Source organism: Thermomonospora catenispora, from assembly GCF_006363815.1.
GTDB classification, from domain to species: Bacteria; Actinomycetota; Actinomycetes; order Streptosporangiales; family Streptosporangiaceae; genus Thermomonospora; species Thermomonospora catenispora.
The window spans coordinates 97,953-122,804 of record NZ_RRYT01000001.1 but is presented as its reverse complement, the minus strand read 5'-3'; the positions used below and the strand labels follow the sequence as shown (position 1 = coordinate 122,804).

Sequence of the window (24,852 nt, the reverse complement as noted above, 5' to 3'; positions counted from 1 at the left end):
ATGGCTATCTGGCTGACTGAGAACAGCAAGGTCATCGTCCAGGGGATGACCGGCTCCGAAGGCTCCAAGCACACCGCGCGGATGCTGCGGGCCGGCACCAACGTGGTCGGCGGCGTCAACGCCCGCAAGGCCGGGCAGCGCGTCGACTTCGACGGCAAGACCCTGCCGGTGTTCGGCACCGTCGCCGAGGCGATGGCCGAGACCGGCGCCGATGTGTCGGTGGTGTTCGTGCCGCCGAAGTTCACCAAGGACGCGGTGATCGAGGCCATCGACGCCGCCATCGGATTGTGCGTGGTCATCACCGAGGGCATCCCGGTGCACGACACCGCGCAGTTCTGGGCGCACGCCGTCGCCAAGGGCAACGTGACCCGCATCATCGGGCCCAACTGCCCCGGCATCGCCTCGCCCGGCAAGTCCAACGCCGGCATCATCCCGGCCGACATCACCACCCCGGGCCGGATCGGGCTGGTGTCCAAGTCGGGCACGCTGACGTACCAGATGATGTACGAGCTGCGCGACATCGGCTTCTCCACCTGCGTGGGCATCGGCGGCGACCCGGTCATCGGCACCACCCACATCGACGCCCTGCAGGCGTTCGAGGAGGACCCCGAGACCGACGCGATCGTGATGATCGGCGAGATCGGCGGGGACGCCGAGGAGCGCGCCGCAGCCTACATCGAGCAGCACATCACCAAGCCGGTGGTGGGCTACGTCGCCGGGTTCACCGCCCCCGAGGGCAAGACCATGGGCCACGCCGGGGCGATCGTGTCGGGTTCGTCCGGCACCGCCGAGGCCAAGAAGGAGGCCCTGGAGAAGGTCGGCGTCCGGGTCGGCAAGACCCCCAGCGAGACCGCCCGCATCATGCGGGAGATCATGCAGAACCGCTGACCGGAGCGGATGCTTCACAGACGGGCCGTCCCCCCGGCGGGGGGACGGCCCGTCCGTCGTCGAGAGCCCTGTCGGAGGCCCGTCGGGGCGTCGGGAGCCTCGGCCGTGACCTCGCCGCCGGGCGGGTTCACCATCGTCCTCGTCCGGCGCCGCCTTCCGGACGCGCCGCCCGGGCGAGCGGGGGCCGGTGAGGGTGGAGGCGAGGGCGAGGGTGAAAAGGCCCATCGGCGTCGAAGGGCGACACGCCGGGCGGGCGAGCCGGGTCCGCTGCCCGGTGGTGCCAGCATGGGGGCCGTGTCGGACACCAAGCCAGGACAGCGAGCACCCCGCAGACGGCCTGATTCCGCCCCGGGCGGGTCGCGGCCGACGCGCCCCTCCCCGCCCGCGGACCGGGGCGGCGCGGTCTCGCGCCCGCCGGCGGTGGCCGGGCTGGTGGCCGCCGCATGGTGCGTGGGCATCGGGCTGGCCGTGCTGGTCACCATCACCCTCATCGGCTGGATCGCCGCGCCGCGCACCGCGCTCGGCCCCGGGCTGCCGGGGGTGTTCCGGACGGCGGTGAACTTCTGGCTGGTCGCGCATCACGCCGGGTTCTCCCTCCCGGACGGACGGGTGGGGCTGCTGCCGCTGGGGCTGACGGTGCTGCCGGGGGCGCTGCTGTACCGCGGCGGGGCCTGGATGATGCGGACCTCCCGGACCGCCCGGCGCTCCCGGGCGGGCGTGGTGCACGTGGCGCTGGCCCTGGCCGTTCCGTACGCGACGCTGGCGGCGCTGCTGGCGCAGGCCGCCGCCACCCCGGCGGTGCGGCCGTCGGTGTGGCAGGCGCTGACCGCCTGCCTGCTGCTGGCCGTGGTCGCCGGCGGCCTGGGAGCGGCCCGCGCCCTGGTCGCCTCCCGCGGCAGACGGGTCCGTTCCGGGCTGGGCGCGCTGCTGCGGCTGCTGCCGAAGCGGCCCCGCTCCCTGGTCATCGGCGTGCTCGGGGCGCTGGGCGTGCTGCTGGCCGCCGGCGCGGTGCTGGTCGCCGTGGCGCTGGCGATGAACACGCCCGAGGCCGGCGCCCTGTACGAGGAGCTGGCGCCGGGGATCGTCGGCAGCGCCCTGCTGCTGCTGGTCGAGCTGGTCTATCTGCCGAACGCGGTGATCTGGGGCGTGGCCTACGCGGTCGGCCCCGGTTTCGCCGTGGGGACCGGGACCCGGGTCGCTCCGACGGGCGTGCTGCTGGAGGTCGTCCCGTCCTTCCCGCCGCTGGCGGCCCTGCCCGATCCCGGGCCGGCCCCCTCGCTCTCCCTGGCGGCGCTGGCCGCCCCGTTCCTGGCCGGGGTGGTCGCCGGGATCCTCACCATCCGCACCCTGCCCACCCCCGCCGCCGAGGCCGCCCCGCTCTGGGGGTTCGCCTCCGGCGTCCTCACCGGCGGCGCCACCGCGCTCCTGGCCGCCCTCTCCGGCGGCCCGCTCGGCGGCGGCCGCCTCACCGTCATGGGCCCGTCCCCTTGGCGCGTGGCCCTGTTGACCGCCTTGGAGGTCGGCATCGCCGCCGCCCTCGCCGCCTGGCTCTACAACTGGCGCATCCTCCGCCGCACCCCCGAAGGGACCGACCCCGTTCCGCCGAGCGGACGCCGGAGGAGGAGGCCCGCGTCCGCCGAGCCCGCCGAGCCGGTCGGGGCCGCCGAACGCGCCGCCCGCACCGGGCCGGACGATCCGGCGGGCGACCTCCTCTCGGCGCCCTCTCCGAGTCACGCGCCGCCGCGGCCGCGCATCGCCCCCGTGTTCGCCGACCCGCTGGAGTTCGAGGACCCCGAACCCGTCCTGGCCGCCCGCAAGCCCCGCCGTCCCCGCGTCCAGGACCAGCAGGACGACCCCATCCCGCTCCCGCTCACGGAGCCGGAGCCCGCGCCCGAGGAGGAGCCTGGGCCCGCCGAGGAGGCCGCGTCCTCCGAGCCGCCGAAGGAGCGGGAGAGGCCCCGGGAGGAGCCCGAGGGGCCCGAGCGCATCGAGACCCGGGACGGGGCCATCTACGTCCTGCGGAACGACCCGCCGAAAGACTGAGGACCGGACGGTCGCGGCCGGGGGCGCCGAGCCCTTGGCCCGAGATCGTCCGGTCCTCCCGTCCCGCGGCGACCTTTCGCACGTCGATCGGTGCGGTCCGGTCTTCCCGCCCGTGAGGCCCCGAGGGCCGCCGCGCTAGGGCAGCATCTCCTCGTTGAGGGAGCCGGCGGGGAGGCCGAACTTCCGCTCCACGTCCTGCGCCAGGCGTTCGCGACAGCCGCGCTCCTCCTGGACGGTGTTGGCCGCGTCCCGGCACCGGCCGTAGCGGGTGATCTCCTCGTGCAGGTAGAGCTGGACGGCCACGGTCATCGCGAACAGGGCGGCCACGAGCGCGCCGACCACGATCCCGACCAGTGAGCCCGGCACCGGCTGCCGGCCGATCCGCTTGGCGGTCCGGCGCGTCCGGACGCCCAGCACGATGGCCGCCACCGCCGGGATCACGGCGAAGACGCTCGTCAGCGGAATCAACATCATCAACAGGGCGATCAGGGCCAGCCACATGGCCTGCCGCCCGTTGCGCTCGATGTCCTGGGGGGCTTCCGGGGGAGTGCCCGGGCCCTTCGGCTCCGGTCCGGCGCCCGGCCCCGGCTCGATGCTCACGGATCCTCCTGCCTGTGGTGTCGCCTCCGAGCCCGTTCGGGTGGCCCGATAGGCTTTCATGCCGGTGTCCAGCCGATCCGGTCCGCCTGCGGCCGTCGGCCGCTCGTCCCGATAAGGAGTCGCGGTGTCCGCCCGGCTTGTCGTCCTTGTCTCCGGCGCGGGGACCAACCTACAGGCGCTGCTCGAAGCGTGCGCAGATCCAGCCTACGGCGCCCGGGTGGTCGCCGTGGGCGCCGACCGGCACGGCATCGCCGGCCTGGAGCGCGCCGAGCGCGCCGGAGTGCCCACGTTCGTGGTCCGCGTCCCCGACTTCTCCAGCCGAGAGGAATGGGACGCGGCGCTGGCCGAACGGGTCGCCGCCTACGAGCCCGACCTGGTGGTCTCGGCCGGGTTCATGAAGATCCTCGGGCCGGCGTTCCTGGAGCGGTTCGGGGGACGCACCATCAACACCCATCCGGCGCTGCTGCCGGCGTTCCCCGGGGCGCACGCGGTCCGCGACGCCCTGGAGTACGGGGTCAAGGTCACCGGATGTACGGTGCACTTCGTCGACGAGGGGGTCGACACCGGTCCGGTGATCGCGCAAGAGGCGGTGCCGGTCCGGTGGCACGATGACGAGGACACCCTGCACGAGCGGATCAAGCAGGTGGAACGCCGTCTGCTGGTCGAGGTGGTGGGCCGGCTGGCCCGGGACGGCTGGACCGCCCGTGGACGCCGGGTGTCCCTGAAATGCCGCACCTGCAATGACGCCGGTTCGGCCGCGCGGTCCGACGACGACTGAATCTATGAGCGAGGGGAGCTCGGCCGTGAGTCGAGTGGCGATCAAGCGTGCGCTGATCAGCGTGTACGACAAGACCGGGCTGGTGGAGCTGGCCCGCGGCCTGCACGAGGCGGGCGTGGAGATCGTCTCCACCGGATCCACCGCGGCTCGGATCGCCGACGCCGGGGTGCCGGTGCTGAAGGTGGAGAAGCTGACCGGCTTCCCCGAGTGTCTGGACGGCCGGGTCAAGACCCTGCATCCGCGGGTGCACGCCGGGCTGCTGGCCGACCGGCGCAAGGACAGCCACCGCCAGCAGCTGGAGGACCTGGACATCGAGCCGTTCGACCTGGTCGTGGTGAACCTGTACCCGTTCGCCGAGACCGTCGCCTCCGGGGCGCCCGCGGAGGCGTGCGTCGAGCAGATCGACATCGGCGGCCCGACCATGGTGCGCGCCGCCGCCAAGAACCACCACAGCGTCGCCGTCGTCGTCGACCCCTCCGCCTACGACCGGGTGCTGGAGGCGGTGCGCGAGGGCGGGTTCACCCTGGAGGAGCGCCGCCGCCTGGCCGCGCGGGCGTTCGCGCACACCGCCGCCTACGACGTGGCGGTGGCCTCCTGGTTCGCCGGCTCCTACGCCCCGGACGAGACCGCCGCCTCCGACCGGTGGCCGGACTTCCTCGGCGGGACCTGGGAGCGCAAGGCCGTGCTGCGGTACGGGGAGAACCCGCACCAGCGCGCCGCCCTGTACACCGACGGCGAGGGCGGGCTGGCCGGAGCCGAGCAGCTGCACGGCAAGGAGATGTCCTACAACAACTACGTGGACGCCGACGCGGCGCGGCGGGCCGCCTACGACTTCGCCGAGCCGTGCGTGGCGATCATCAAGCACGCCAACCCGTGCGGGATCGCGGTCGGCGCGGACGTGGCCGAGGCGCACCGCAAGGCCCACGAGTGCGACCCGGTGTCGGCGTTCGGCGGGGTGATCGCGGTCAACCGCCCGGTGGACGCCACCATGGCCGAGCAGGTCGCCGAGATCTTCACCGAGGTCGTGGTGGCCCCGGACTTCGAGCCGGCGGCGCTGGAGATCCTCACCCGCAAGAAGAACATCCGGCTGCTGCGCTGTCCTCAGGGCCCGGCGAGCGAGGCGGAGTTCCGCCGGATCGATGGCGGGGTGCTGGTGCAGACCGTCGACCGGATCGACGCGGAGGGGGACGACCCCGCCACCTGGACCCTGGCCACGGGCGAGCCGGCCGACGAGGCGACCCTGCGCGACCTGGCGTTCGCCTGGCGGGCCTGCCGCTCGGTCAAGTCCAACGCCATCCTGCTGGCCAAGGGCGGCGCCACGGTGGGCGTCGGCATGGGGCAGGTCAACCGGGTCGACTCCGCCCGCCTGGCGGTCCAGCGCGCCGGTGACCGCGCCGCCGGGTCGGTGGCCGCCTCCGACGCCTTCTTCCCCTTCCCCGACGGTCCCGAGGTCCTGGCCGCCGCCGGCGTCCGCGCCATCGTCCAGCCGGGCGGCTCGGTCCGTGACGAGGAGGTCGTCGAGGCCATGGCCAAGGCCGGCGTGACGATGTACTTCACCGGAGTCCGGCACTTCTTCCACTGAACCTCCCGCTGACGGGCCCCGCCTTCCCTCAGAGGCCTCCGCGGGTCCTCCTCCGGAGGCCTCCGGCGGAGGGCGTCCGACCCGAGCCCGCCGCGGACCGTCGGCGTCCGGCGCGCCGCGGCGGGCCGGCCGATGCCGCCCGTGCGGTGGGCCGGGCCGCATGCGGTCGCCGGTTCGCCCCGCTCGTCGGATGCCGCCGAGGAGGCCCCGTCTTCGGGCGGGGAGGAGGCCGCCGCGTCGGAGGGCCGGCCCGCCGGATGGGCGGCGGCCGCGCGTCGGCCGGCGGGCGGAGCGCGCCGGCTCGTGCGCGACCCCGCTCCGCCGGTTCCGCGCCGCGGTCCGAGCGCCCGCACCCGACGGTTCGTTGGTCTGATTTAGTCAAATATGAGAAGTTTTTGGCGGAGGGCTGGTAATCTCGGGCCTCGTTCGACGTGCTCGCGGCCCTCTCGTGGTGCGCTCTGACAATCCCGCTCGACGTCCGTTGGGGGAGACGTGGAGATCGTCCTGAGCTGGATAGTGCAGTCCTCGTTCACCATGGCCGAGGTGCGCCATGCGGTGGGCCTGGCGGCGGCCGTGGCGCTGGCCGTGGTGGCCGCCGTCATCGGCTGGCAGGTCACCGACCGCGTCGTGACGGCCCTGCAGCGCCCCGACGAGGAGTAGAGGGCCGTCCACCCGCCGCCGGGAGCCGTCCGTCCGCTCGCCGGCGGCGACGGTCAGGGGGCGGTGGCCGGGCCGCGTTCCTCCGTTCTCCCGCCCCGGCGGGCGTCCGGGACCCTGGGGAGCGGTCGGGGGCGGGCTGCAACAATCTAAGGGTGACTGCGAAGATCCTGGACGGTAAGGCGACGGCGGCGCAGATCCGAGCCGATCTGAGGGTGCGGGTGGCCGCGCTGCGAGAGCGCGGCGTCTCGGTGGGGCTCGGCACCATCCTGGTGGGCGACGACCCCGGCAGCCGCTCGTACGTGGAGATGAAGCACCGCGACTGCGCGGACGTCGGAATCGAGTCGATCCGGCGCGACCTTCCCGCCGACGCCACCCAGGAGCAGGTGGAGCAGGCGGTGGCGGAGCTGAACGCCGACCCCGCCTGCACCGGCTACATCGTGCAGCTGCCGCTCCCGAAGGGGCTGGACGAGAAGCGGGTGCTGGAGCTCATCGACCCGGCCAAGGACGCCGACGGGCTGCACCCGTTCAATCTGGGGCGGCTGGTGCTGATGCAGCCGGGACCGCTGCCGTGCACCCCCAAGGGCATCGTGGAGCTGCTGCAGCGGCATGAGGTGCCGCTGCGCGGCGCCGAGGTCGTGGTGATCGGCCGCGGCGTCACCGCGGGGCGTCCGCTGGGGCTGCTGCTCACCCGCCGCGTCGAGAACGCCACCGTGACGCTGTGCCACACCGGGACCCGGGACGTGGCCGAGCACACGCGCCGGGCCGACATCGTGGTGGCCGCGGCCGGGGTCCCGCACCTGGTCACCGCCGACATGATCAAGCCCGGTGCGGCGGTGCTGGACGTGGGCGTCTCCCGGGTGGACGGAAAGCTCGTCGGCGACGTCGCCCCCGACGTCGCCGAGGTCGCCGGATGGGTGGCCCCCAACCCCGGCGGGGTGGGCCCGATGACCCGCGCGATGCTGCTGACGAACGTCGTCGAGGCCGCCGAGGCCGCCGCCGGCTGACGGGCGGTCCCGATCGCGGCCGGGCCGAGGGCGGCGTCCGGGCCCGGCGCGCCCCTCCCGTGGAGGCGATTCTCCCGTGGAGGCGATCACCGGGCCCGGGGACGTCGAGGTCCGGGAGCGCCGGACGGCTCCGGACGGGGGTCCGGGATCGGAGCGGGGCCGCGCCCGTCCGATCCCGGACCGCGTCGAGACCCGACTCCCGCGGAGGGCCCTGCGGCCTCACCGGAGAGGTCGGCTCGGTGTGCGGCCGCCGCATGCGTGCGCTGCCCTGCGAGCGACGGCCGCACGGCCTTCGCGCCCTCAGCTCGCCCGGCGTCCCGGTGCGCCCGTCGTGGTGCGTCCGGCGCCGGTGGCCGCCGCCCGTCCCGGGATGGTGCGGTGCGCCCTGCCCGGAGGAACCGGGCGCCGCACCTCCCCGGCGGCCTGCCGGGCGTCCCCCGCGGGGCGGTTCTGCGGGGGCACGTGCACCGGGGGCAGCGGCCGGACCAGGCCCATCGCGATCACCTCGTTGGCCAGCCGGGTGCGCCGGTTGGCCCCCTCGGGGATGCGGAACTTCTGGTAGAGCCGCAGCAGATGCTGCTTGACCGCGGCCTCGGTGACGACCAGCTCGTTGGCGATGTCCCGCGCGGTCGCCGGCGCCACGAACGCCTCGTCGGACAGGGCGGGGCGGCACAGCGCGGTGAGCACGTCCACCTCCCGCCGGGTGAGCTCGGGGGCGACGGCGCGCCGCAGCTCGACGTCGGGGTCCACATCCTCGCGCGGGATGCCCCCCATCCGGCAGCGCGCCATGCCGAAGCTCACCACGTCGCCGTCCTCCAGCACCCGCCGGGCGATGGGGCGGCCGTTGACCCGGGTCCCGTTGCGGGACAGCCCCAGGTCGACCACGTACACGTACGGTCCACGCCGGACGATCTCGGCGTGCAGCCGGGACACACTAGGGTCTTCCAGTCGAACGTCGACTCCCTTTCCTCGTCCGACCGTCGTCACGTCGGGGCACAGCGGCACCACCATCCCACTGTCCTCGATCCGTATGAACGGCCCCTCCACGGCAGTCCTCCCAGCTAGTTAGCGACCCCTGTCCAGCGGGTTACCCGGCCATGGTGCAGCCACACCCCCCTACTGGCGGGTAGCTCCCATGGGACGGGGGTTTGCGGGCGCTCGCCCGGTGATCGCCGCCCTCGCCGGGCGTAAACTCGGCGACGGCGACCGGAAGGGTTCCGGAACGTCTGTAAAGGGAGCGTGTGGTGGCCGACCAGCGGACCGACGGTCCGGACACGGGCGAGCAGCAGGCCGTGCTGGGGCGTCGCCGGCGCACCGCGCCGCGCGGCCGGGCCGCCTCGTCGGCGCACTGGCTGGGGCAGCTGCCCTACCTGCTGGCGCTGTGCGGGGCCGGCGGGGCGCTGATCCTGTTCGCCACCAACCACTTTCGCAAGGGGTCGGCGCTGTTGGCGGCCGGAGTGATGTTCGGTGCGCTGGCCCGGCTGGTGCTGCCGGAGAGCCAGGTCGGGATGCTGGCGATCCGCAAGAAGTGGCTGGACGTGCTCACCATGGCGTCCCTGGCGATCGCCCTGGCGGTGGTCGCCTGGGTCGTTCCGGGCGACTGAGGGGCCGGGCCGAGGGCGGGGTCCGGTGCCCCATGGTCGGCTCTTGGTCGGCCCGCTACGGCGACTTTGCCGCTCCGCGGGGTCGGCGGGACACGCGGCGGGGTAGGGGGCCGCACTCGGCCGCCGAGGATGATGTGAACCGATCTATCCCGATCACCCCAGATCGTGCGACATGGGATGATGGGCCGTGATCTGCCGTGATGTCGGGAAGTGCCGGGCCAGGTCTAGACCTCTGATCGGGCTCGGATAGCCTCGCCAGTGAGCCTTACGAAGGACTGCTGGCCGGTTGGAAAGGGACAGCAACAGCATGCCCAAGATCAAAGTAGCGGGCCCGGTCGTCGAACTCGACGGCGACGAGATGACGCGGATCATCTGGAAGTTCATCAAGGACAAGCTGATCCTGCCCTATCTCGACGTCGACCTGAAGTACTACGACCTGGGCATTCAGAACCGGGACGCCACCGACGACCAGGTCACGGTGGACGCGGCCCACGCCATCAAGAAGTACGGCGTCGGCATCAAGTGCGCCACGATCACCCCCGACGAGGCCCGGGTGGAGGAGTTCGGGCTCAAGCAGATGTGGCGCTCGCCCAACGGGACGATCCGCAACATCCTGGGCGGCGTGGTCTTCCGCGAGCCGATCATCGTCTCCAACATCCCCCGGCTGGTGCCCGGCTGGACCAAGCCGATCGTGATCGGCCGTCACGCCCACGGCGACCAGTACAAGGCCACCGACTTCAAGGTGCCCGGCCCCGGCACGCTGACGGTGACCTACACCCCCGACGACGGGTCGGAGCCGATCCAGTTCGAGGTCGCCCGCTACCCCGAGGGCGGCGGCGTGGCGCTGGGCATGTACAACTTCCGCAAGTCCATCGAGGACTTCGCCCGCGCCTCGTTCCGTTACGGCCTGGACCGCGGCTACCCGGTCTACCTCTCCACCAAGAACACGATCCTCAAGGCCTACGACGGCATGTTCAAGGACGTGTTCGCCGAGATCTACGAGAACGAGTTCAAGGCCGACTTCGAGGCCAAGGGCCTGACCTACGAGCACCGCCTGATCGACGACATGGTCGCCTGCGCCCTCAAGTGGGAGGGCGGCTACGTGTGGGCCTGCAAGAACTACGACGGCGACGTGCAGTCCGACACCGTGGCCCAGGGCTTCGGCTCGCTGGGGCTGATGACCTCGGTGCTGATGACCCCGGACGGCAAGACCGTGGAGGCCGAGGCCGCGCACGGCACGGTCACCCGCCACTACCGGCTGCACCAGCAGGGCAAGCCGACCTCCACCAACCCGATCGCGTCGATCTTCGCCTGGACCCGTGGCCTGGCCCACCGCGGCAAGCTCGACAACACCCCCGAGGTGACCGGGTTCGCCCAGACCCTGGAGCAGGTCTGCATCGAGACCGTCGAGTCCGGCCAGATGACCAAGGACCTGGCGCTGCTGGTCGGCAACGACACCCCGTGGCTGACCACGGAGGAGTTCCTGGAGGCCCTCGACGTCAACCTCCAGAAGAAGCTCAACGGCTGAGAACGCGTCGCCGAACGCTCCCCGCGCACGGCGCGGATGAGCGACTGGGCGAAGGCCGCCCCGCCTCGGGGCGGCCTTCCGCGTTCCCGCGCCCGGCGGGCGAGGCGGGCGCCGGGGCGTCGCGGGGGCGGGCGCCGGCCGAGAGCGCGACGCGCGATACGCTGAGCTCGAAATATCTCGACAACGAGAGAATCGGGCCACGACGCCCGTCAGTCGCCAGGAGATGAAGGCCATGACCCGCACCCCAGTCACCGTCACCGTCACCGGCGCCGCCGGGCAGATCGGTTACGCGCTGCTGTTCCGCATCGCCGCGGGACAGCTGCTCGGCCCGGACGTACCCGTCCGGCTGCGGCTGCTGGAGATCCCGCAGGCGATCAAGGCGGCCGAGGGCACCGCGATGGAGCTGGACGACTGCGCCTTCCCGCTGCTGGCCGGCATCGACATCACCGACGACCTGAAGACCGCGTTCGACGGCGCCAACGTCGCGCTGCTGGTCGGCGCCCGTCCGCGCACCAAGGGCATGGAGCGCCGCGACCTGCTGGAGGCCAACGGCGGCATCTTCAAGCCGCAGGGCGAGGCCATCAACGCGCACGCCGCCGACGACATCAAGGTGCTGGTGGTCGGCAACCCGGCCAACACCAACGCGCTGATCGCCCGCTCGAACGCCCCGGACGTCCCCGCCGACCGGTTCACCGCCATGACCAGGCTGGACCACAACCGCGCGCTGGCCCAGCTGGCCAAGAAGGCCGGGGTGTCGGTGGCCGACATCACGAAGATGACCATCTGGGGCAACCACTCGGCCACCCAGTACCCGGACATCTTCCACGCCGAGATCAACGGCCGGAACGCCGCCGAGGTCGTGAACGACCAGGCGTGGGTGGAAAGCGACTTCATCCCCACCGTCGCCAAGCGCGGCGCCGCCATCATCGAGGCCCGCGGCGCCTCCTCGGCCGCCTCCGCCGCCTCCGCCGCCATCGACCACGTCCACACCTGGGTGAACGGCACCGCCGAGGGCGACTGGACCTCGATGGCCGTGGTGTCCGACGGCTCCTACGGCGTGCCCGAGGGCCTGGTCTCCTCCTTCCCGGTGACCTGCTCCGGCGGCGAGTGGCAGATCGTGCAGGGCCTGGAGATCGACGAGTTCTCGCGCGGCAAGATCGACGCCTCGGTGGCCGAGCTGATCGAGGAGCGCGACGCCGTCCGCTCTCTCGGTCTCATCTGACCTCCGCGACACCGGATCGGAGAGCGCCCGGGGAGGCGGCACGGCCGCCCGCCCCGGGCGCTCGCCGTCTCGCCTGCCCTCGTTCCCCTCCTCCCCCCTCGTCCTCCTCGTTTCGTCGCCCGCCGGCCGCGCCGCACCCGGCGGGCGACGGTGAGCGGCGACGGGGCGGCGCCGCAGAAAAGTGACGGAGAACGTCGGCGGGGGTCGATAGGCTACCCCCGCGTTTCGTACAGATCAGGAGGATTGCGCAGGTGGCCGACCAGTCGTTCCAAGTGGATCTCCGCGGCGTGGTCGATCTGCTCAGCCGCCACCTGTACTCCAGCCCGCGCGTCTACCTGCGGGAGCTGCTGCAGAACGCGGTGGACGCGATCACCGCGCGGGGCGGCGGCTCCGGACGGGTGCGGATCGAGACCGGGCCCGGCGAGCTGCGCGTGCACGACGACGGGGTGGGGCTGACCGAGGACGAGGTGCATCGGCTGCTGGCCACCATCGGGCGGTCCTCCAAGCGGGACGAGCTGGGGTTCGCCCGGCACGACTTCCTCGGGCAGTTCGGGATCGGACTGCTCTCGGCGTTCCTGGTGGCCGACGAGATCGAGGTGGTGAGCCGGTCGGCGCGCGGCGGCGACCCGGTCCGCTGGGTCGGCTCCTCCGACGGCCGCTACCGGGTGGAGCCCGCCGACCGCGCCGAGCCGGGCACGACCGTCACGCTGCGGGCGCGGCCGGGCGCGGACGAGCTGACGGCCCCGGCCACCGTCGTCGACCTGGCCCGCACCTACGGGTCGCTGCTGCCGTACCCGGTCACGGTGGACGGCCGGGAGATCACCGGCGAGGGGCCGCCGTGGCTGGTCGCCCATCCGACTCCGGCGCGGCGGCGGCGGGCCCTCGCCGACTACTGCCGGGAGCTGTACGGGTTCGAGCCGTACGACGTGATCGACCTCCGGGTGCCCGAGGCCGGGCTGACCGGGGTGGCGTTCGTCGTCCCCCAGCAGGTCGCCCCGGGGACGCGCGGCGCGCACCGGGTCTACCTCAAGCGGATGCTGCTGGCCGAGAACGTCGAGGGCCTGCTGCCGGACTGGGCCTTCTTCGTCCGCTGCGTGGTCGACGCCGGAGAGCTCAAGCCCACCGCCAGCCGCGAGGCGCTGTATGAGGACGAGCTGCTGGAGTCGACCCGGCAGGCGCTGGGGGAGCAGATCCGCCAGTGGCTGGTGACGCTGTCGGAGACCGACCCGGCCCGGCTGCGCGGGTTCCTGCGGCTGCACCACCTCGGGGTCAAGGCGATGGCCCTGCACGACGACGAGATGCTGCGGATCGTCGACCGGTGGCTGGAGTTCGAGACCTCGGCGGGGCCGATGACGCTGGCGGAGTTCCGCCGCCGCCATCCCGAGGGCCGCTACACCACCGACGTGGACGAGTTCCGGCGGCTGTCGGCGGTGTCCGGCGCTCAGGGCGTGGGGCTGGTCAACGGCGGATACGTCTACGACACCGAGATCATCGAACGCCTCCCGCAGATCGACCCCGACGCACGGCTGCGCCGGCTGGACCCGGCGGAGCTGGCCACCCACTTCGGGGTGCTGGACCCGGGCGCCGAGCTGGCGCTGCGGCCGTTCCTCGCCGTCGCGCAGCGCGCCGTGGAATCGCTGGGCTGCGAGGTCGTGGTGCGCGACTTCGACCCGGCCTCGCTGCCGGCGCTGTACCTGACCAGCCGGGCCGCCCGCCACCGGGAGGAGCTGGAGGAGGCCCGGCGCCAGGCCGACGGCGTGTGGGCCGACGTGCTGGACGCGCTCGGTGAGATCGGCGGGACCGGCGGGGGCGTCGACCGGCCGCAGCTGGTCCTCAACCACCGCAACCCCCTCACCCGGCGGATCACCGCGCTGACCGAGGAAGGGCTGATCGAGGTGGCGGTGCAGGGCCTGTACGGGCAGGCGCTGCTGCTGGGCCGCCATCCGCTGCGGGCGGCCGACACCGCCGTCCTGAACCGTTCGTTCCTGGGCCTGCTGGACTGGGCCGTGCACAAGCCGGGGGTCGCCGAGTGAGCGTCGATGAGGTCTACGAGCTGATGAACCGGGCCGGTGACCTGCCCTTCGGGGAGGCCCGGACGGTGCTGATCGAGGACGCGCTGCGGCGCGCCGAGGCGACCGGGGACGAGCGGCTGACCTTCGCGGTGCGCATGGAGCTGACCAGCGCCTACCAGCACGGCGGGGAGCCGGCCAAGGCGTTCGCCACCTTCAGCAGGTGCCTGGCGGAGTACGACGCCGACCCGGGCCGGTTCGGGGACGGGCGGCGGCTGCTGTGGCACTTCAAGTGGATGGTGCACTCCCTCACCCTGTTCCCGGAGGTCCCGCTGGACCGCACCTACGCGGTGCTGGACGACATGGAGCGCCGCTACCGGCTCGGCGGGCACAGCCTGCAGGCGGTCTACCACTACCGGCATCTGGTGGCGCGGCACGTGGGCGAGGAGGAGGCGGCCGACGAGTGGTACGCCAAATGGCACGCCGCCCCGCGCGACGAGCTGTCGGACTGCCAGGGCTGCGACCCCACCGGCAAGGTCCGCCACCTGGTCCGGCGGGGCCGCCACGCCGAGGCGCTGGAGCTGGCCGCCCCGGTGCTCGGCCAGGAGCTGAGCTGCACCGAGCAGCCGCAGAGCATCCTCACCGCGCTGCTGCCCGCCTATCTGCACACCGGCCGGCTGGAGGAGGCGGGCACCGCCCACCGCCGCGCCTATCGGCTCGTCCGCCCCAACCTGCGGGACCTGCCCGACATCGCCCAGCACATCGAGTTCTGCGCGATCACCGGGAACGAGCCGCGCGGACTGGAGATCCTCCAGCGGCACCTGGACTGGCTGGAGCGGTCGCCGAGCCCGTACGCCACCATGCGCTTCGCGGCCGCGGCGGGGCTGCTGCTGCGCAGGCTGGCCGAGATCGGCGTCTCGGACCAGGTGCGGCTGCGCCGCGGGGACGCCGAGGTCGCCGCCGACGACCTGCGGGAGGAGCTGACCCGGCAGGCGCTGGAGCTGGCCGCCCGGTTCGACGCCCGCAACGGCACCGCCCGGCAGGGTGACGAGGTGCGCGCGGTGCTGGAGGCCGAGCCGATGATCGAGCACCTGCCGCTGACCCCCTACGCCCGCCGGCCCGAGCCGGCCCCCGCCGCCCCGCGGCCCGAACCGACGGCGACCGACGACCCGGACGCGTTGCTGGACGCCGCCGAGGAGGCCTGGTACCGCCGCGAGAAGGCGACGGCGATGGACGCCTGGGAGCGGTTCGACCGGCTGGTGGAACGGCCGTCCCCGGCGCAGGCCGGCCGCCGCGCCGACGGCCGGGGCTGGCGGCTGTTCGCGCAGGACGAGCCGCAGGCCGCGCTGGCCGAGTGGGAACGGGCCGCCGACCTGCACGCCCGGGCCGGGGACGAGGTGCGCGCCGAGACCTCCCGCAGCCGGACCGGCGCGCTGCTGTGCAGGCTGGACCGCTTCGAGGAGGGCATGGAGCGGATGCGGTCGGCCCTGGCCCGGCTGGAGGAGCTGGCGCCCCGGTCCCGCCATGTCGCCTCGGCCCGGATCCGCCTGGCCCGGGCGCTGGCGGCGCACCACCGCCTGGAGGAGGCGCTGGCGCTGCTGGAGGCGGACTGCGACGACCCGCTGGGCGCCGCCGATCTGGAGATGCTCCGCGGCCAGATCCTGGCCCACGGGGGCGAGACGGAGGGGGCCGACGCCGCGTTCCGCCGCGCCTGCGCCGGCTTCCGCGAGCTGGGCGTCACGGCGCTGCTGGCCGAGTGCGCGCTGCTGCACGTCCAGCTCCTGGTCCAAAGCCGGCGGGAGCCCGATGAGCACGCCGACGAGGTGCGGGCGCTGCTGGACGAGGTGATCGCCAACGCCCCGGCCGACATGACGGAGATGCGCGCCACGGCCTACGCCGTGCGCGGCGGCGAGCTGATCACCGCCGGGCGCGCCGCCGAGGCCGTCGAGGACATGATCGAGGCGGTGGCCGCCTACACCGCCGCCGGGAACTTCCCCAAGGCCGCCTACGCCCGCCTCGACCTGGCGTTCGCCTACCTGGACGCCGGCCGGCCCCTGGACGCCGCCGAGGCCGCCGAGGAGGCCGGCCCGATGCTGCGCGAGATGGGGGACATGCACGCCGAGCGCCGCTGCCGCTACCTCCTCGCCGAGGCCCAGCGGGACATGGGGGAGGAGGCCGCCGCCGACGCCTACGCCTCCCTGGCCGAGGACGAACGCGACGAGGACCCCCTGGTCGCCGCCTCGCTGTGGGAGAAGTCCGCCGACGTGCTCACCGCCGCGGACAAGGACGCCCTGGCCGCCGAACGCTACGCGCTCGCCGCCGAGACGTTCGCCGCCGGCGGCGACCCCTTCGCCGCGGTCCGCACCCGGCGCCGCGCCGCCCTGTGCCTGTCGTGGAGCGGCCGCCCCGAGGAGGGGCTGGAGGAGATGGCCCGGGCCCGCGCCGCCCTGGCCGACCTCCCCGACGACAACGAGGCCGCCCTCACCTGGGAGAACGCCGTGACCGGCTATGACGAGGCCCGGATCCTCTCGGGGCTGGGCCGGGTGGAGGAGGCCCTGAGCCGGCTGGAGGAGGCCATCGCGGGCTTCACCGCCCTGGGGGAGACCGACGCCGCCGCCACCGCAGCCGCCATGCGCGACGAGCTCGCCTCCTGACCGCGCCCCGCGATTCCGCCTCCCGGCCGGGCGCCCTGACCGCGTCCCGTGATCGGCTCGAGCCCGCCCCGCCGCCCGGATCTCGCCGCGGCCGGCGGCGGGCGGGCCGACTCCCGGGCGCCGGGGAACGCCGCCACCGCCGAGAACGGCGCCCGCCGTGGGAGGGCCGGTCCCCGGATCCCGGGGACGCGATGGCGCCGGGCGTTCAGCCGAGCCGGCGGGCGCCCGGCGACGGCACGGCCTCCAGGAAGGCCGGGGCCTCCCAGCCGCGTTCGGCGTACGCGGCGGCGATGGAGGCGCGGACGGCCTCCGCCCGGTCGGCGGGGGTCAGGACGATGACCGAGCCGCCGAAGCCGCCGCCCACCATCCGGCCGCCGCGCGCCCCGGCCCGCAGCGCCGCGTCCACCGCCGTGTCGGCCTGCGGCCAGGAGACCTCGAACTGATCGCGCAGCGACAGATGGGCGGCGGTCAGGAGGGCGCCGACCTCGCCGAGCGCACCCGCCCGCAGCAGCCCCACGGCCGCCTCCACCCGGTGGTTCTCGGTGACGACGTGCCGGACGCGGCGCTGCAGCGCCGCCGTGTCCGGACCGGAGGACCGCCGCAGGAGGCCGCGGGGACGGCGGGCGGCCTGGAGGGCGCGCAGCGCGCCCGGCAGGTCGGTCACGTCCCGGAGGGCGGCCACCCCCAGCAGCCTCGCCGCCTGCTCGCACTCGGCGCGCCGGTCCGCGTACCGGCCGTCGGCCAGCGCGCGCGGGGCGCGGGTGTCGACGACCAGCAGCGACCACTCCTCGCCCAGCGCCAGCGGGACCTGGGTCGACAGGCCGCTGCGGCAGTCCAGCAGCAGGGCGTGGCCGGCGGTGCACAGCAGCGACGCCGACTGGTCCATGATCCCGCACGGCACGCCGACGAACTCGTTCTCGGCCCGCTGCGCCAGGCGGGCCAGCTCGGCCCGGTCCGGCCCCGCCCCGTACAGCTCGCACAGCGCCAGCGCGGTCGCGCACTCCAGCGCGGCCGAGGAGGACAGTCCCGCGCCCTGCGGAAGGTCGGAGTCGATCAGCAGCGACGCGCCGCCGACGCCGTGCTCGCGCAGCGCCCAGGCGACTCCGGCCGGGTAGGCGGCCCACCCCGCCACCGCGCCCGGCGCCAGCTCGGCCACCCGGACGCGGTGTCCCGCGGCGGCGGCCTGCAGGGACCGCACCTCCAGCACCCCGTCGTCCCGGCGGGCCGCCGCCACCGACACGCCCTGCGGGAGCGCCAGCGGCAGCACCAGCCCGTCGTTGTAGTCGGTGTGCTCGCCGATCAGGTTGACCCGGCCCGGGGCGTGCCACACCCCCTCGGGGGGACGTCCGTAGGCGTCCTCGAAGGCCGCCGCCGCGTGGGTCACGCCCGGGACTTCAGGAACGTCCACGCGTCGCCGACCATCGCCCGCAGGTCGTGCTCGGGCTTCCAGCCCAGCTCCGTCCGGATCCTCTCCGAGGAGGCCACCAGCACCGCCGGGTCGCCCGGCCGGCGCGGTCCCACGGTCGTCGGGATCGGGTGACCGGTCACCTCGCGGCACACCTCGATGACCTCGCGCACCGAGAAGCCGTCGCCGTTGCCCAGGTTGTAGATCCGGTGGCGGCCCGGCGTGCAGGCCTCCAGCGCCAGCAGGTGCGCCCGGCCCAGGTCCACCACGTGGATGTAGTCGCGGATGCAGGTGCCGTCGGGGGTGGGGTAGTCCTCCCCGAACACGCTCACCGACTCGCGGGCGCCCGCCGCCACCGCCAGCACGTTGGGGATCAGGTGGGTCTCCACCGCGTGCCGCTCGCCGAACCGGCCGTAGGCGCCCGCCACGTTGAAGTACCGCAGCGACACTCCGCCGATCCCGTGCAGCCGGGCGAACTCGGTCAGCGCGGCGTCGATCGCGAGCTTGGTCGCGCCGTAGGGGTTGGTCGGGCGGGTCGGGTCGGTCTCCAGGATCGGGGTGCGCTCCGGCTCCCCGTAGGTCGCCGCGGTGGAGGAGAACACGATCCGGTCCACCCCCGCCTCCCGCATCGCGTCCAGCAGCGCCAGCGACTCGCCGAGGTTGCGGTCCCAGTACAGGCCGGGCTTTTCCACCGACTCGCCGACCAGGGACTTGGCCGCGAAGTGCAGCACCGCGTCGAACCCGGCCCCCTGCAGCACCTGCGCGGCCTTCTCCCGCAACGTGCCGCGCACCAGCTCGGCGCCCTCCGGCACGGCGTCGGCGTGGCCGGTCGACAGGTCGTCCAGCACGACCACCTGATGCCCCGCCTCCAGCAGCTGGGCCGTGACCACGCTGCCGATGTAGCCGGCGCCTCCGGTGACGAGCAGTTTCACGAGATCTCCTCCATGGAAGAACGGCCAGGGGCGAGCGGGGAGACCTCACAGGGTAGCCCGGTCCGCCTCGCCCCGGAGGGGATGATCGCCGGCCCGCTCCGCCCGGCGTGGAGAACAATGCCGACGAATATGATGTGGGGAGCACACCCAGGTCACCGACAGAATCGAATCGTGCACATGTCCACTGCAGCGCCGCGCGTCCTGTCCGGAATCCAGCCCACCGCCGATTCCTTCCATCTGGGCAACTACCTGGGCGCACTGCGGCAGTGGGTGGCCCTGCAGGACACCCACGACGCGTTCTACTGCGTCGTGGACATGCACGCGATCACGGTGAAGCACTCGCCGGAGGCGCTGCGCCGCCGCAGCAAGGTCGCCGCCGCCCAGCTGCTGGCGATGGGCGTGGACCCGGAGCGCTCGACGCTGTTCCTGCAGAGCCAGGTGCCCGAGCACGCCGAGCTGGCCTGGGTGCTGGGCTGCCTCACCGGCTACGGCGAGGCCAGCCGGATGACGCAGTTCAAGGACAAGTCCGCCAAGCACGGGGCGTCGGCCACCAGCGTGGGGCTGTTCACCTACCCGATCCTGATGGCCGCCGACATCCTGCTCTACACCCCCGAGCCGGGGGAGGGACGGGAGCTGCAGGTTCCGGTGGGCGAGGACCAGCGGCAGCACCTGGAGCTGACCCGGAACCTGGCGCAGCGGTTCAACCACCGGTTCGGTGAGACGTTCGTGGTGCCGGAGGCCTACATCCCCGAGACCGCGGCCAAGATCACCGACCTGCAGGAGCCGACGATCAAGATGAGCAAGTCGGCCTCCAGCCCGCAGGGCATCGTCGAGGTGCTGGAGGAGCCGGGGACGATGCGCAAGAAGATCATGCGCGCCGTCACCGACACCGGCACCGAGATCGTCTTCGACCCGGAGAACAAGCCCGGGATCTCCAACCTGCTGCGGATCTACGCCGCGCTGGAGGACGTGCCGATCGCCGAGCTGGAGCGGCGGTACGCCGGGTACGGCTACGGGCAGCTCAAGAAGGACCTGGCCCAGCTTCTGATCGACACGTTCACCCCCATCCGGGAGCGCACCGAGCGGCTGCTGGCCGACGAGGAGCAGCTCGATCGCATCCTCGCCGACGGGGCCGTCCGCGCCGGCGCGGTGGCCGCACGGACCATGGAGGTCGTGCGCGAACGCGTGGGATTCGTGGGACGTGGCCGGTGAGGACACGCTGACCGGAGGCCTGCTGGTCCAGCCCCGGCCGGCCGGGGTCCGCATGATCGGGGTGGCGATCCCGATCCCGAATCCGCACGGTCCGACGCTGCAGCGCTGGCGGGAGTCGTTCGGCGACCGGATGGCACGTTCCATCCCGACGCACATCACGCTCCTCCCGCCGACCGAGGTGCACGAGGACCGGCTCCCGGAGATCGAGGAGCATCTGCGGTTGATCGCCGAGGGCGAGCAGAGCTTCCGCATCGTGCTGGACGGCACCGCCACGTTCCGGCCGGTGTCGCCGGTGGTGTTCATCGCCCTCAAGGACGGCATCGGCAACTGCGAACGGCTGGAGGCCAAGATCCGCAGCGGCCCGCTGACCCGCCCGCTGCTCTATCCCTACCACCCGCACGTCACGGTCGCCCACGACCTCCCCGAGGAGGTGCTGGACCGCGCGTTCAAGGAGCTGGCCGACTACCGCGCCCAGTTCACCGTCTGGGGCTTCTCGCTGTACGAGCACGGCCCCGACGGGGTGTGGCGCCCGCTGCGGGACTATGTGTTCGGCTCCGGCGCCGCCGGTCCGGTCAGGGCCTAGGGCGGGTCCGTGCGCGCCGGACTCCTGACCGCCGCCGCGCGGGCGATCGGCCGGGTGCGCGACCGGGCGCGGGCGGGCTGGAACGGTCTGCGGGAGACGCTGGAGGAGCGCCGCCGCCGGCGGCCGTGGCTGGACCATCTGATCCGGGCGCTTCACCGCTACCGGGAGCAGCGCGGGGACCGGCTGGCCGCCGCGATCACCTTCTATGCGTTCCTGTCGTTCTTCCCGCTGGTGACGCTGGCGTACTCGATGCTGGGCTATGCGGTCGGGGTCAGCGACGAGGCCCGCGCCTACCTGGTCCGGGCGATCGGCGATCTGCTGCCCGGCATCTCCGCCGAACTCCAGGTCGAACGGGTGGCACAGGCCCGCGTCAGGGCCGGGGCGATCGGCCTGGCCGGTCTGCTGGTGACCGGGCTGGGCGTGATGAACGCGCTGCGGGAGGCGCTGCGCGACATCTGGCTGGGCGACCCGGCCGGCGGCGGGAACTTCCTCCTCAAGAGGCTGCAGGACGCGGGCACGCTGGTGTTCCTGGGCGGCACGCTGATCGTGTCGGTGGCGGTGTCCACGGTCACCACGCGGATCACCCACCTGGTGCTGGCCTGGGCGGGGCTGGATCAGGTCCCCGGGGCGGGCGCGGCGCTGCGGCTGCTGTCGGTCGGGGTGGCGATCGGCTTCAACACGCTGATCTTCCTGGTGCTGTTCTCCAGCCTGTCGGGCACCCGGGCGACGTGGCGGAGCATCGCCCGCGGCGCGTTGTTCGGCGCGGTCGGGTTCGAGGCGCTCAAGCTGATCGGCACGGCGCTGGTCGCGCACACCGCCGGCAACCCGGTGTACGCCTCGTTCGCGGTGGTGGCCGGGCTGCTGGTGTGGATCCACGTGGTGTCGCGGTTCGTGCTGTTCGCCGCCGCGTGGACGGCGACCCGGCGGGCGGTGCTGCGCGCGGACGCCGAGGAGGAGCGTGCGGAGGACGAGGGGGAGCCCGCCCGGACCGGCCCGTCCCGCGACGCGGAGGCCGGACGGGAGCCGACCCCCGCCGACGCCCGCTAACCCTTGGCCCCGTCGACCTTGTCGACCTCGTCGGCCGTGGCGGCCCGCTCGGCCTCGTCGGCCCCGCCCGTCTCGGCGGCCTCGTCGCGGGGCTCCGGGGAGCGCGCCGCGGCCTCGGCGCCGAACGCGGGCGGCGGCGCGCCCTGGGCGGGCACGCGCGCCTCCCCGGCCCGGACGCGACGGCGGCGCAGCAGGGCAGCCGCCCCGCCGGCCACCACGACCGCCCCGCCGAACGCGCCCGCCACGGGGAGCCAGCCGCCTCCGAAGGCGCCCTCCGCCGGCGACTCGGCGCCGGACGACCCGCCGTCCTCTTTCTTCTTCTCGCCCTCGGGCGGCACCGGGTCCACCAGCCGGCCCACCGGGTTGACCTTCCCGGCCGCCGCGAATCCCCAGTTCAGCAGCTTGGTGACATCGGGCCAGAGGTTCTCGCCGCGCAGCAGCGCCACGATGAGCGTCCGTCCGCCGCGCTCGGCCGCCCCCACGAAGGTCTGCCCGGCGGCGAGGGTGAAGCCGTTCTTGCCGCCGATGAACCCCTCATAGGCGTAGCGCTGGCCGGGCAGCAGCCGGATGTGCGAGTAGATCGGATAGCCGCCGATCTTCTTGCCCTTCTTGCGCTCGGCCTTGGTGGGCGGGGCGATCCAGTGGTGGTGGTTCTTGCTCACGTACTCGCGCAGCTGCGGCATCGTCAGCCCCTGCCGCATGATCAGCGCCAGGTCGTACGCCGAGGTGTGCTGGGTCCGCACGGTCAGCCCCAGGTCCTTGTCCAGCCCGTTCGGCGACCCGGCCAGGGTGTCGTAGGCCTGCAGCCGCCGGGCCTCGGCGTTCATCAGGTCCAGGGTGGGCCGCACCCCGCCCGCCGCCTGGGCCAGGGCCAGCGCCGCGTCGTTCCCCGACACCATCAGCAGGGCGTGGAACAGGTCGGAGACCTTGTAGGTCAACTTGGGCGTCATCCCGACCTTGCTGCCCTCGACGTCACAGGTCTCCTGGGTCGGCCGGACGGTGGCGTTCGGGTCCAGCCGCGGGATCAGCGCCACGGCGGTCAGCATCTTCAGCGCGCTGGCCGGCAGGTAGTGCCCGTGCGGGTCCTTGGCCGCCAGCACGTCCCCCGTGCCGGCGTCGGCGACGATGAACGCGCCCGCCGCCACCCTGGGCGGGCCCTTCACCCCCGGCGGGAGGTCGACGACCAGCCCTCGTTCCCCCATGCGGGGGCCGCCGACGGGCCCGTCGCCCGGCGCGGCGTGGGCGGTCCTGTGCGGGGCGACGACGGGGGCCGCCAGCAGCGGCACGGTGAGCGTGAACGCAGCGCGTCTGGTGATCTTCATGACTCCGCCGAAGACTAGGTGACCATCCGGGGTTGCCGATACCCCCCGACGTCTCGACAGACGCCCGCCGGGCCGCCAGAGTTGGGTGAGGAACGGCCCAGGAGCGTCCCGCGGCGGGCCATGGGGGGCGCGGACGTCCGTTCCGGTCGAGGCGGGACCGGGCTGACTAGTGCGTCCGGGGGGTGCGCCGAGGGCGCCGGATGGCCGGAAAGGGCGGCCCCCGCTGCGACGGGGCGGTCCGGTGGGGCCAACTGTGGCGCGGGACGGCGGGGACGATCCGCACCGGGCGGCGGGACGTCGCATGATGGTGGGGTCCGGGGGCCGGGCTCGCGTTTGTCCGGGCTTAGGGATGCGCTGGCCCAATTGCGCCACGTGCCAGGCATCGACCTGCAAGGATTGTGCGTGGAGGTTGGCCGTGGCCATTGAGTTCGCCGCTTCGTGGGGCACGACGCTGGGCGTGGAATGGGAGCTCCAGCTCGTCGACGCGCAGACCAAGCACCTCCGCCAGGAGGCGCGCCAGGTGCTCGCCGCGCTGCCCGCGCTCAGCGAGCAGGGGCGGTTCCCCCGGCTGCGGCACGAGATCATGGAGTCGACCGTCGAGGTCGTGACCGACGTCTGCCACACGGTCGGGGAGGCCGTCGCCGACCTGGCCGCCAGCATCGACGCGCTGCGGGAGGTCACCCGGCCGCGGGGCATCGAGCTGGCCTGCACCGGCACCCATCCGATCAGCGACTGGCGCGACGCGGTGCTGTCCCCGGTCCAGCGCTACATCGACCTGGTCGAGCAGGTGCAGTGGCCCGCCCGCCGGATCCAGACGTTCGGCGTGCACGTCCATGTGGGCGTCACCGACCGGGACAAGGTCATCCCCATCGTCAACGCCCTGGCCGCCTATCTGCCGCACTTCCTGGCGCTCACCGCCTCCAGCCCGTACTGGAAGGGGCACGACACCGGGCTGGCCTCGGCCCGGGCGATGGTGTTCGGGCAGCTGCCCACCGCCGGGCCCCCGCATCTGCTGGCGGACTGGGACGAGTTCAGCGAGTACATGGCCACGCTGCTGCGGGCGGGCGCCATCCGCAGCATCAAGGAGGTGTGGTGGGACGTCCGCCCGCATCCGGATTTCGGCACCGTGGAGATCCGGATGTTCGACGGCGTCCCCACGCTGCGCGAGGTCGGCATGGCCGCTGCGCTGTGCCAATGCCTGGTCACCCTCTTCGACCAGCAATTGGATCGCGGATACACTCTTCCGAGACCGGCCGCATGGGTCGTGCGGGACAACAAGTGGCGGGCCACGCGCTACGGCCTGGACGCCATCGTGATCACCGATGACCGCGGGAATACCACCCCGCTCCGCGACGATCTGTACGAGCTCATCAGGGAACTCGAGCCCGTGGCGGACCGGCTCGGTTGCGCCGAGCACCTCAAGGTCGCCGGGGAGGTCCTCGACCAGGGCGCCCCGTACGAGCGCCAGCGCGCCATCCGTGCCGAAGGCGGAACCTTGGAGGATCTGGTCGGTGCGGCCGTCATCGAGCTCGCCGAGGACCGGTTCGTGGGACCGCGGGAGGTGGGGCATGACGGAGGCTGACGGCGAGGCCCGCGAGCCGCACGCCGCCCGACCGCCCGCCGCGGGAATGCACCGGACGCCTGAGGCGAATGAGAGACAAGAGCACGGTTCGGCCCGCCGGAGCGATCTAGCGGGCTCCCACCCGTCCTCGCCCCGGCAGGACGCCTCTGGACGGACGCGATCGAACGGCGAGGACGACGACGCACAGGGGGCACACA

General features: G+C 73.6%; 20 protein-coding genes. 15 read left to right on the top strand and 5 right to left on the bottom strand.

Annotation, left to right across the window (positions count from 1 at the left end):
- A complete protein-coding gene (sucD, locus tag EIO00_RS00535; RefSeq protein ID WP_140174611.1) occupies window positions 1-888 on the top strand; it encodes a succinate--CoA ligase subunit alpha in 888 nt (295 codons plus the stop codon).
- A gap of 432 nt (window positions 889-1,320) precedes the next feature.
- Window positions 1,321-2,931, top strand: a complete 1,611-nt coding sequence (locus EIO00_RS00530; RefSeq protein WP_241661035.1) for a cell division protein PerM — start codon at window positions 1,321-1,323, stop codon at window positions 2,929-2,931.
- Window positions 2,932-3,066: 135 nt separating this feature from the next.
- On the opposite strand, the gene EIO00_RS00525 is transcribed toward EIO00_RS00530, so the two are convergent.
- Window positions 3,067-3,531, bottom strand: a complete 465-nt coding sequence (locus tag EIO00_RS00525; protein WP_140174609.1) for a DUF4190 domain-containing protein — start codon at window positions 3,529-3,531, stop codon at window positions 3,067-3,069.
- A 124-nt stretch (window positions 3,532-3,655) separates the two neighbouring features.
- On the opposite strand from EIO00_RS00525, the gene purN reads away from it, so the two are divergent.
- The 4 genes from purN (at window position 3,656) to EIO00_RS00510 (ending at window position 7,555) form a co-directional block, all read left to right on the top strand.
- Window positions 3,656-4,309, top strand: coding sequence for a phosphoribosylglycinamide formyltransferase (purN, locus tag EIO00_RS00520; RefSeq protein ID WP_140174607.1), 654 nt, complete (start codon window positions 3,656-3,658; stop codon window positions 4,307-4,309).
- A 25-nt stretch (window positions 4,310-4,334) separates the two neighbouring features.
- Window positions 4,335-5,891, top strand: a complete 1,557-nt coding sequence (gene purH / locus EIO00_RS00515; protein ID WP_206664001.1) for a bifunctional phosphoribosylaminoimidazolecarboxamide formyltransferase/IMP cyclohydrolase — start codon at window positions 4,335-4,337, stop codon at window positions 5,889-5,891.
- A 492-nt stretch (window positions 5,892-6,383) separates the two neighbouring features.
- Window positions 6,384-6,551, top strand: coding sequence for a hypothetical protein (locus EIO00_RS24035; protein ID WP_161602616.1), 168 nt, complete (start codon window positions 6,384-6,386; stop codon window positions 6,549-6,551).
- Between the two features lie 152 nt (window positions 6,552-6,703).
- Window positions 6,704-7,555, top strand: coding sequence for a bifunctional methylenetetrahydrofolate dehydrogenase/methenyltetrahydrofolate cyclohydrolase (locus EIO00_RS00510; protein WP_140174603.1), 852 nt, complete (start codon window positions 6,704-6,706; stop codon window positions 7,553-7,555).
- Between the two features lie 300 nt (window positions 7,556-7,855).
- On the opposite strand, the gene EIO00_RS00505 is transcribed toward EIO00_RS00510, so the two are convergent.
- Complete coding sequence (locus tag EIO00_RS00505; protein WP_140174601.1) at window positions 7,856-8,602, bottom strand: FHA domain-containing protein; 747 nt, start codon at window positions 8,600-8,602, stop codon at window positions 7,856-7,858.
- A gap of 197 nt (window positions 8,603-8,799) precedes the next feature.
- Here EIO00_RS00505 and EIO00_RS00500 point away from each other — a divergent pair, with 197 nt between their 5' ends.
- The 5 genes from EIO00_RS00500 to EIO00_RS00480 all read left to right on the top strand — a co-directional run bounded on the left by EIO00_RS00500 (window position 8,800) and on the right by EIO00_RS00480 (window position 16,572).
- A complete protein-coding gene (locus EIO00_RS00500) occupies window positions 8,800-9,159 on the top strand; it encodes a DUF3017 domain-containing protein (protein ID WP_175596076.1) in 360 nt (119 codons plus the stop codon).
- A gap of 307 nt (window positions 9,160-9,466) precedes the next feature.
- Window positions 9,467-10,687 carry an NADP-dependent isocitrate dehydrogenase gene (locus tag EIO00_RS00495; protein WP_140175048.1) on the top strand — a complete coding sequence of 407 codons (1,221 nt, stop codon included), beginning with the start codon at window positions 9,467-9,469 and terminating at the stop codon, window positions 10,685-10,687.
- Window positions 10,688-10,919: 232 nt separating this feature from the next.
- Window positions 10,920-11,909, top strand: a complete 990-nt coding sequence (locus tag EIO00_RS00490; RefSeq protein WP_140174597.1) for a malate dehydrogenase — start codon at window positions 10,920-10,922, stop codon at window positions 11,907-11,909.
- 251 nt (window positions 11,910-12,160) lie between these two features.
- Window positions 12,161-13,942: an HSP90 family protein gene (locus tag EIO00_RS00485; RefSeq protein ID WP_140174595.1), complete on the top strand. Its 1,782-nt coding sequence runs from the start codon at window positions 12,161-12,163 to the stop codon at window positions 13,940-13,942.
- A complete protein-coding gene (locus tag EIO00_RS00480; protein ID WP_140174593.1) occupies window positions 13,939-16,572 on the top strand; it encodes a tetratricopeptide repeat protein in 2,634 nt (877 codons plus the stop codon). The genes EIO00_RS00485 and EIO00_RS00480 overlap by 4 nt, the downstream gene beginning before the upstream one ends.
- 205 nt (window positions 16,573-16,777) lie before the next feature.
- Here the strand turns inward: EIO00_RS00480 and galK are convergent, their stop codons facing one another.
- Window positions 16,778-17,956, bottom strand: coding sequence for a galactokinase (galK, locus tag EIO00_RS00475; RefSeq protein ID WP_140174591.1), 1,179 nt, complete (start codon window positions 17,954-17,956; stop codon window positions 16,778-16,780).
- Window positions 17,953-18,909 carry a UDP-glucose 4-epimerase GalE gene (gene galE, locus EIO00_RS00470; protein ID WP_140174589.1) on the bottom strand — a complete coding sequence of 319 codons (957 nt, stop codon included), beginning with the start codon at window positions 18,907-18,909 and terminating at the stop codon, window positions 17,953-17,955. The genes galK and galE overlap by 4 nt, the downstream gene beginning before the upstream one ends.
- A 177-nt stretch (window positions 18,910-19,086) precedes the next feature.
- On the opposite strand from galE, the gene trpS reads away from it, so the two are divergent.
- From trpS to EIO00_RS00455, 3 genes are read left to right on the top strand one after another with little or no spacing between them, the layout of a single operon-like run.
- A complete protein-coding gene (gene trpS / locus EIO00_RS00465) occupies window positions 19,087-20,121 on the top strand; it encodes a tryptophan--tRNA ligase (RefSeq protein ID WP_140174587.1) in 1,035 nt (344 codons plus the stop codon).
- Window positions 20,111-20,704: a 2'-5' RNA ligase family protein gene (locus EIO00_RS00460; protein ID WP_241661034.1), complete on the top strand. Its 594-nt coding sequence runs from the start codon at window positions 20,111-20,113 to the stop codon at window positions 20,702-20,704. The genes trpS and EIO00_RS00460 overlap by 11 nt, the downstream gene beginning before the upstream one ends.
- Window positions 20,705-20,713: 9 nt before the next feature.
- A complete protein-coding gene (locus EIO00_RS00455; protein WP_241661033.1) occupies window positions 20,714-21,751 on the top strand; it encodes a YihY/virulence factor BrkB family protein in 1,038 nt (345 codons plus the stop codon).
- Here EIO00_RS00455 and EIO00_RS00450 read toward each other — a convergent pair.
- The gene (locus EIO00_RS00450; protein WP_140174585.1) at window positions 21,748-23,073 is read right to left on the bottom strand and encodes a D-alanyl-D-alanine carboxypeptidase family protein; all 1,326 of its coding nucleotides are present in this window, start codon (window positions 23,071-23,073) and stop codon (window positions 21,748-21,750) included. The two genes, EIO00_RS00455 and EIO00_RS00450, sit on opposite strands and share 4 nt — an antisense overlap.
- 415 nt (window positions 23,074-23,488) lie before the next feature.
- Here EIO00_RS00450 and EIO00_RS00445 point away from each other — a divergent pair, with 415 nt between their 5' ends.
- Window positions 23,489-24,655: a glutamate--cysteine ligase gene (locus EIO00_RS00445; protein ID WP_241661032.1), complete on the top strand. Its 1,167-nt coding sequence runs from the start codon at window positions 23,489-23,491 to the stop codon at window positions 24,653-24,655.
- The last annotated feature ends 197 nt before the right edge of the window (window positions 24,656-24,852 follow it).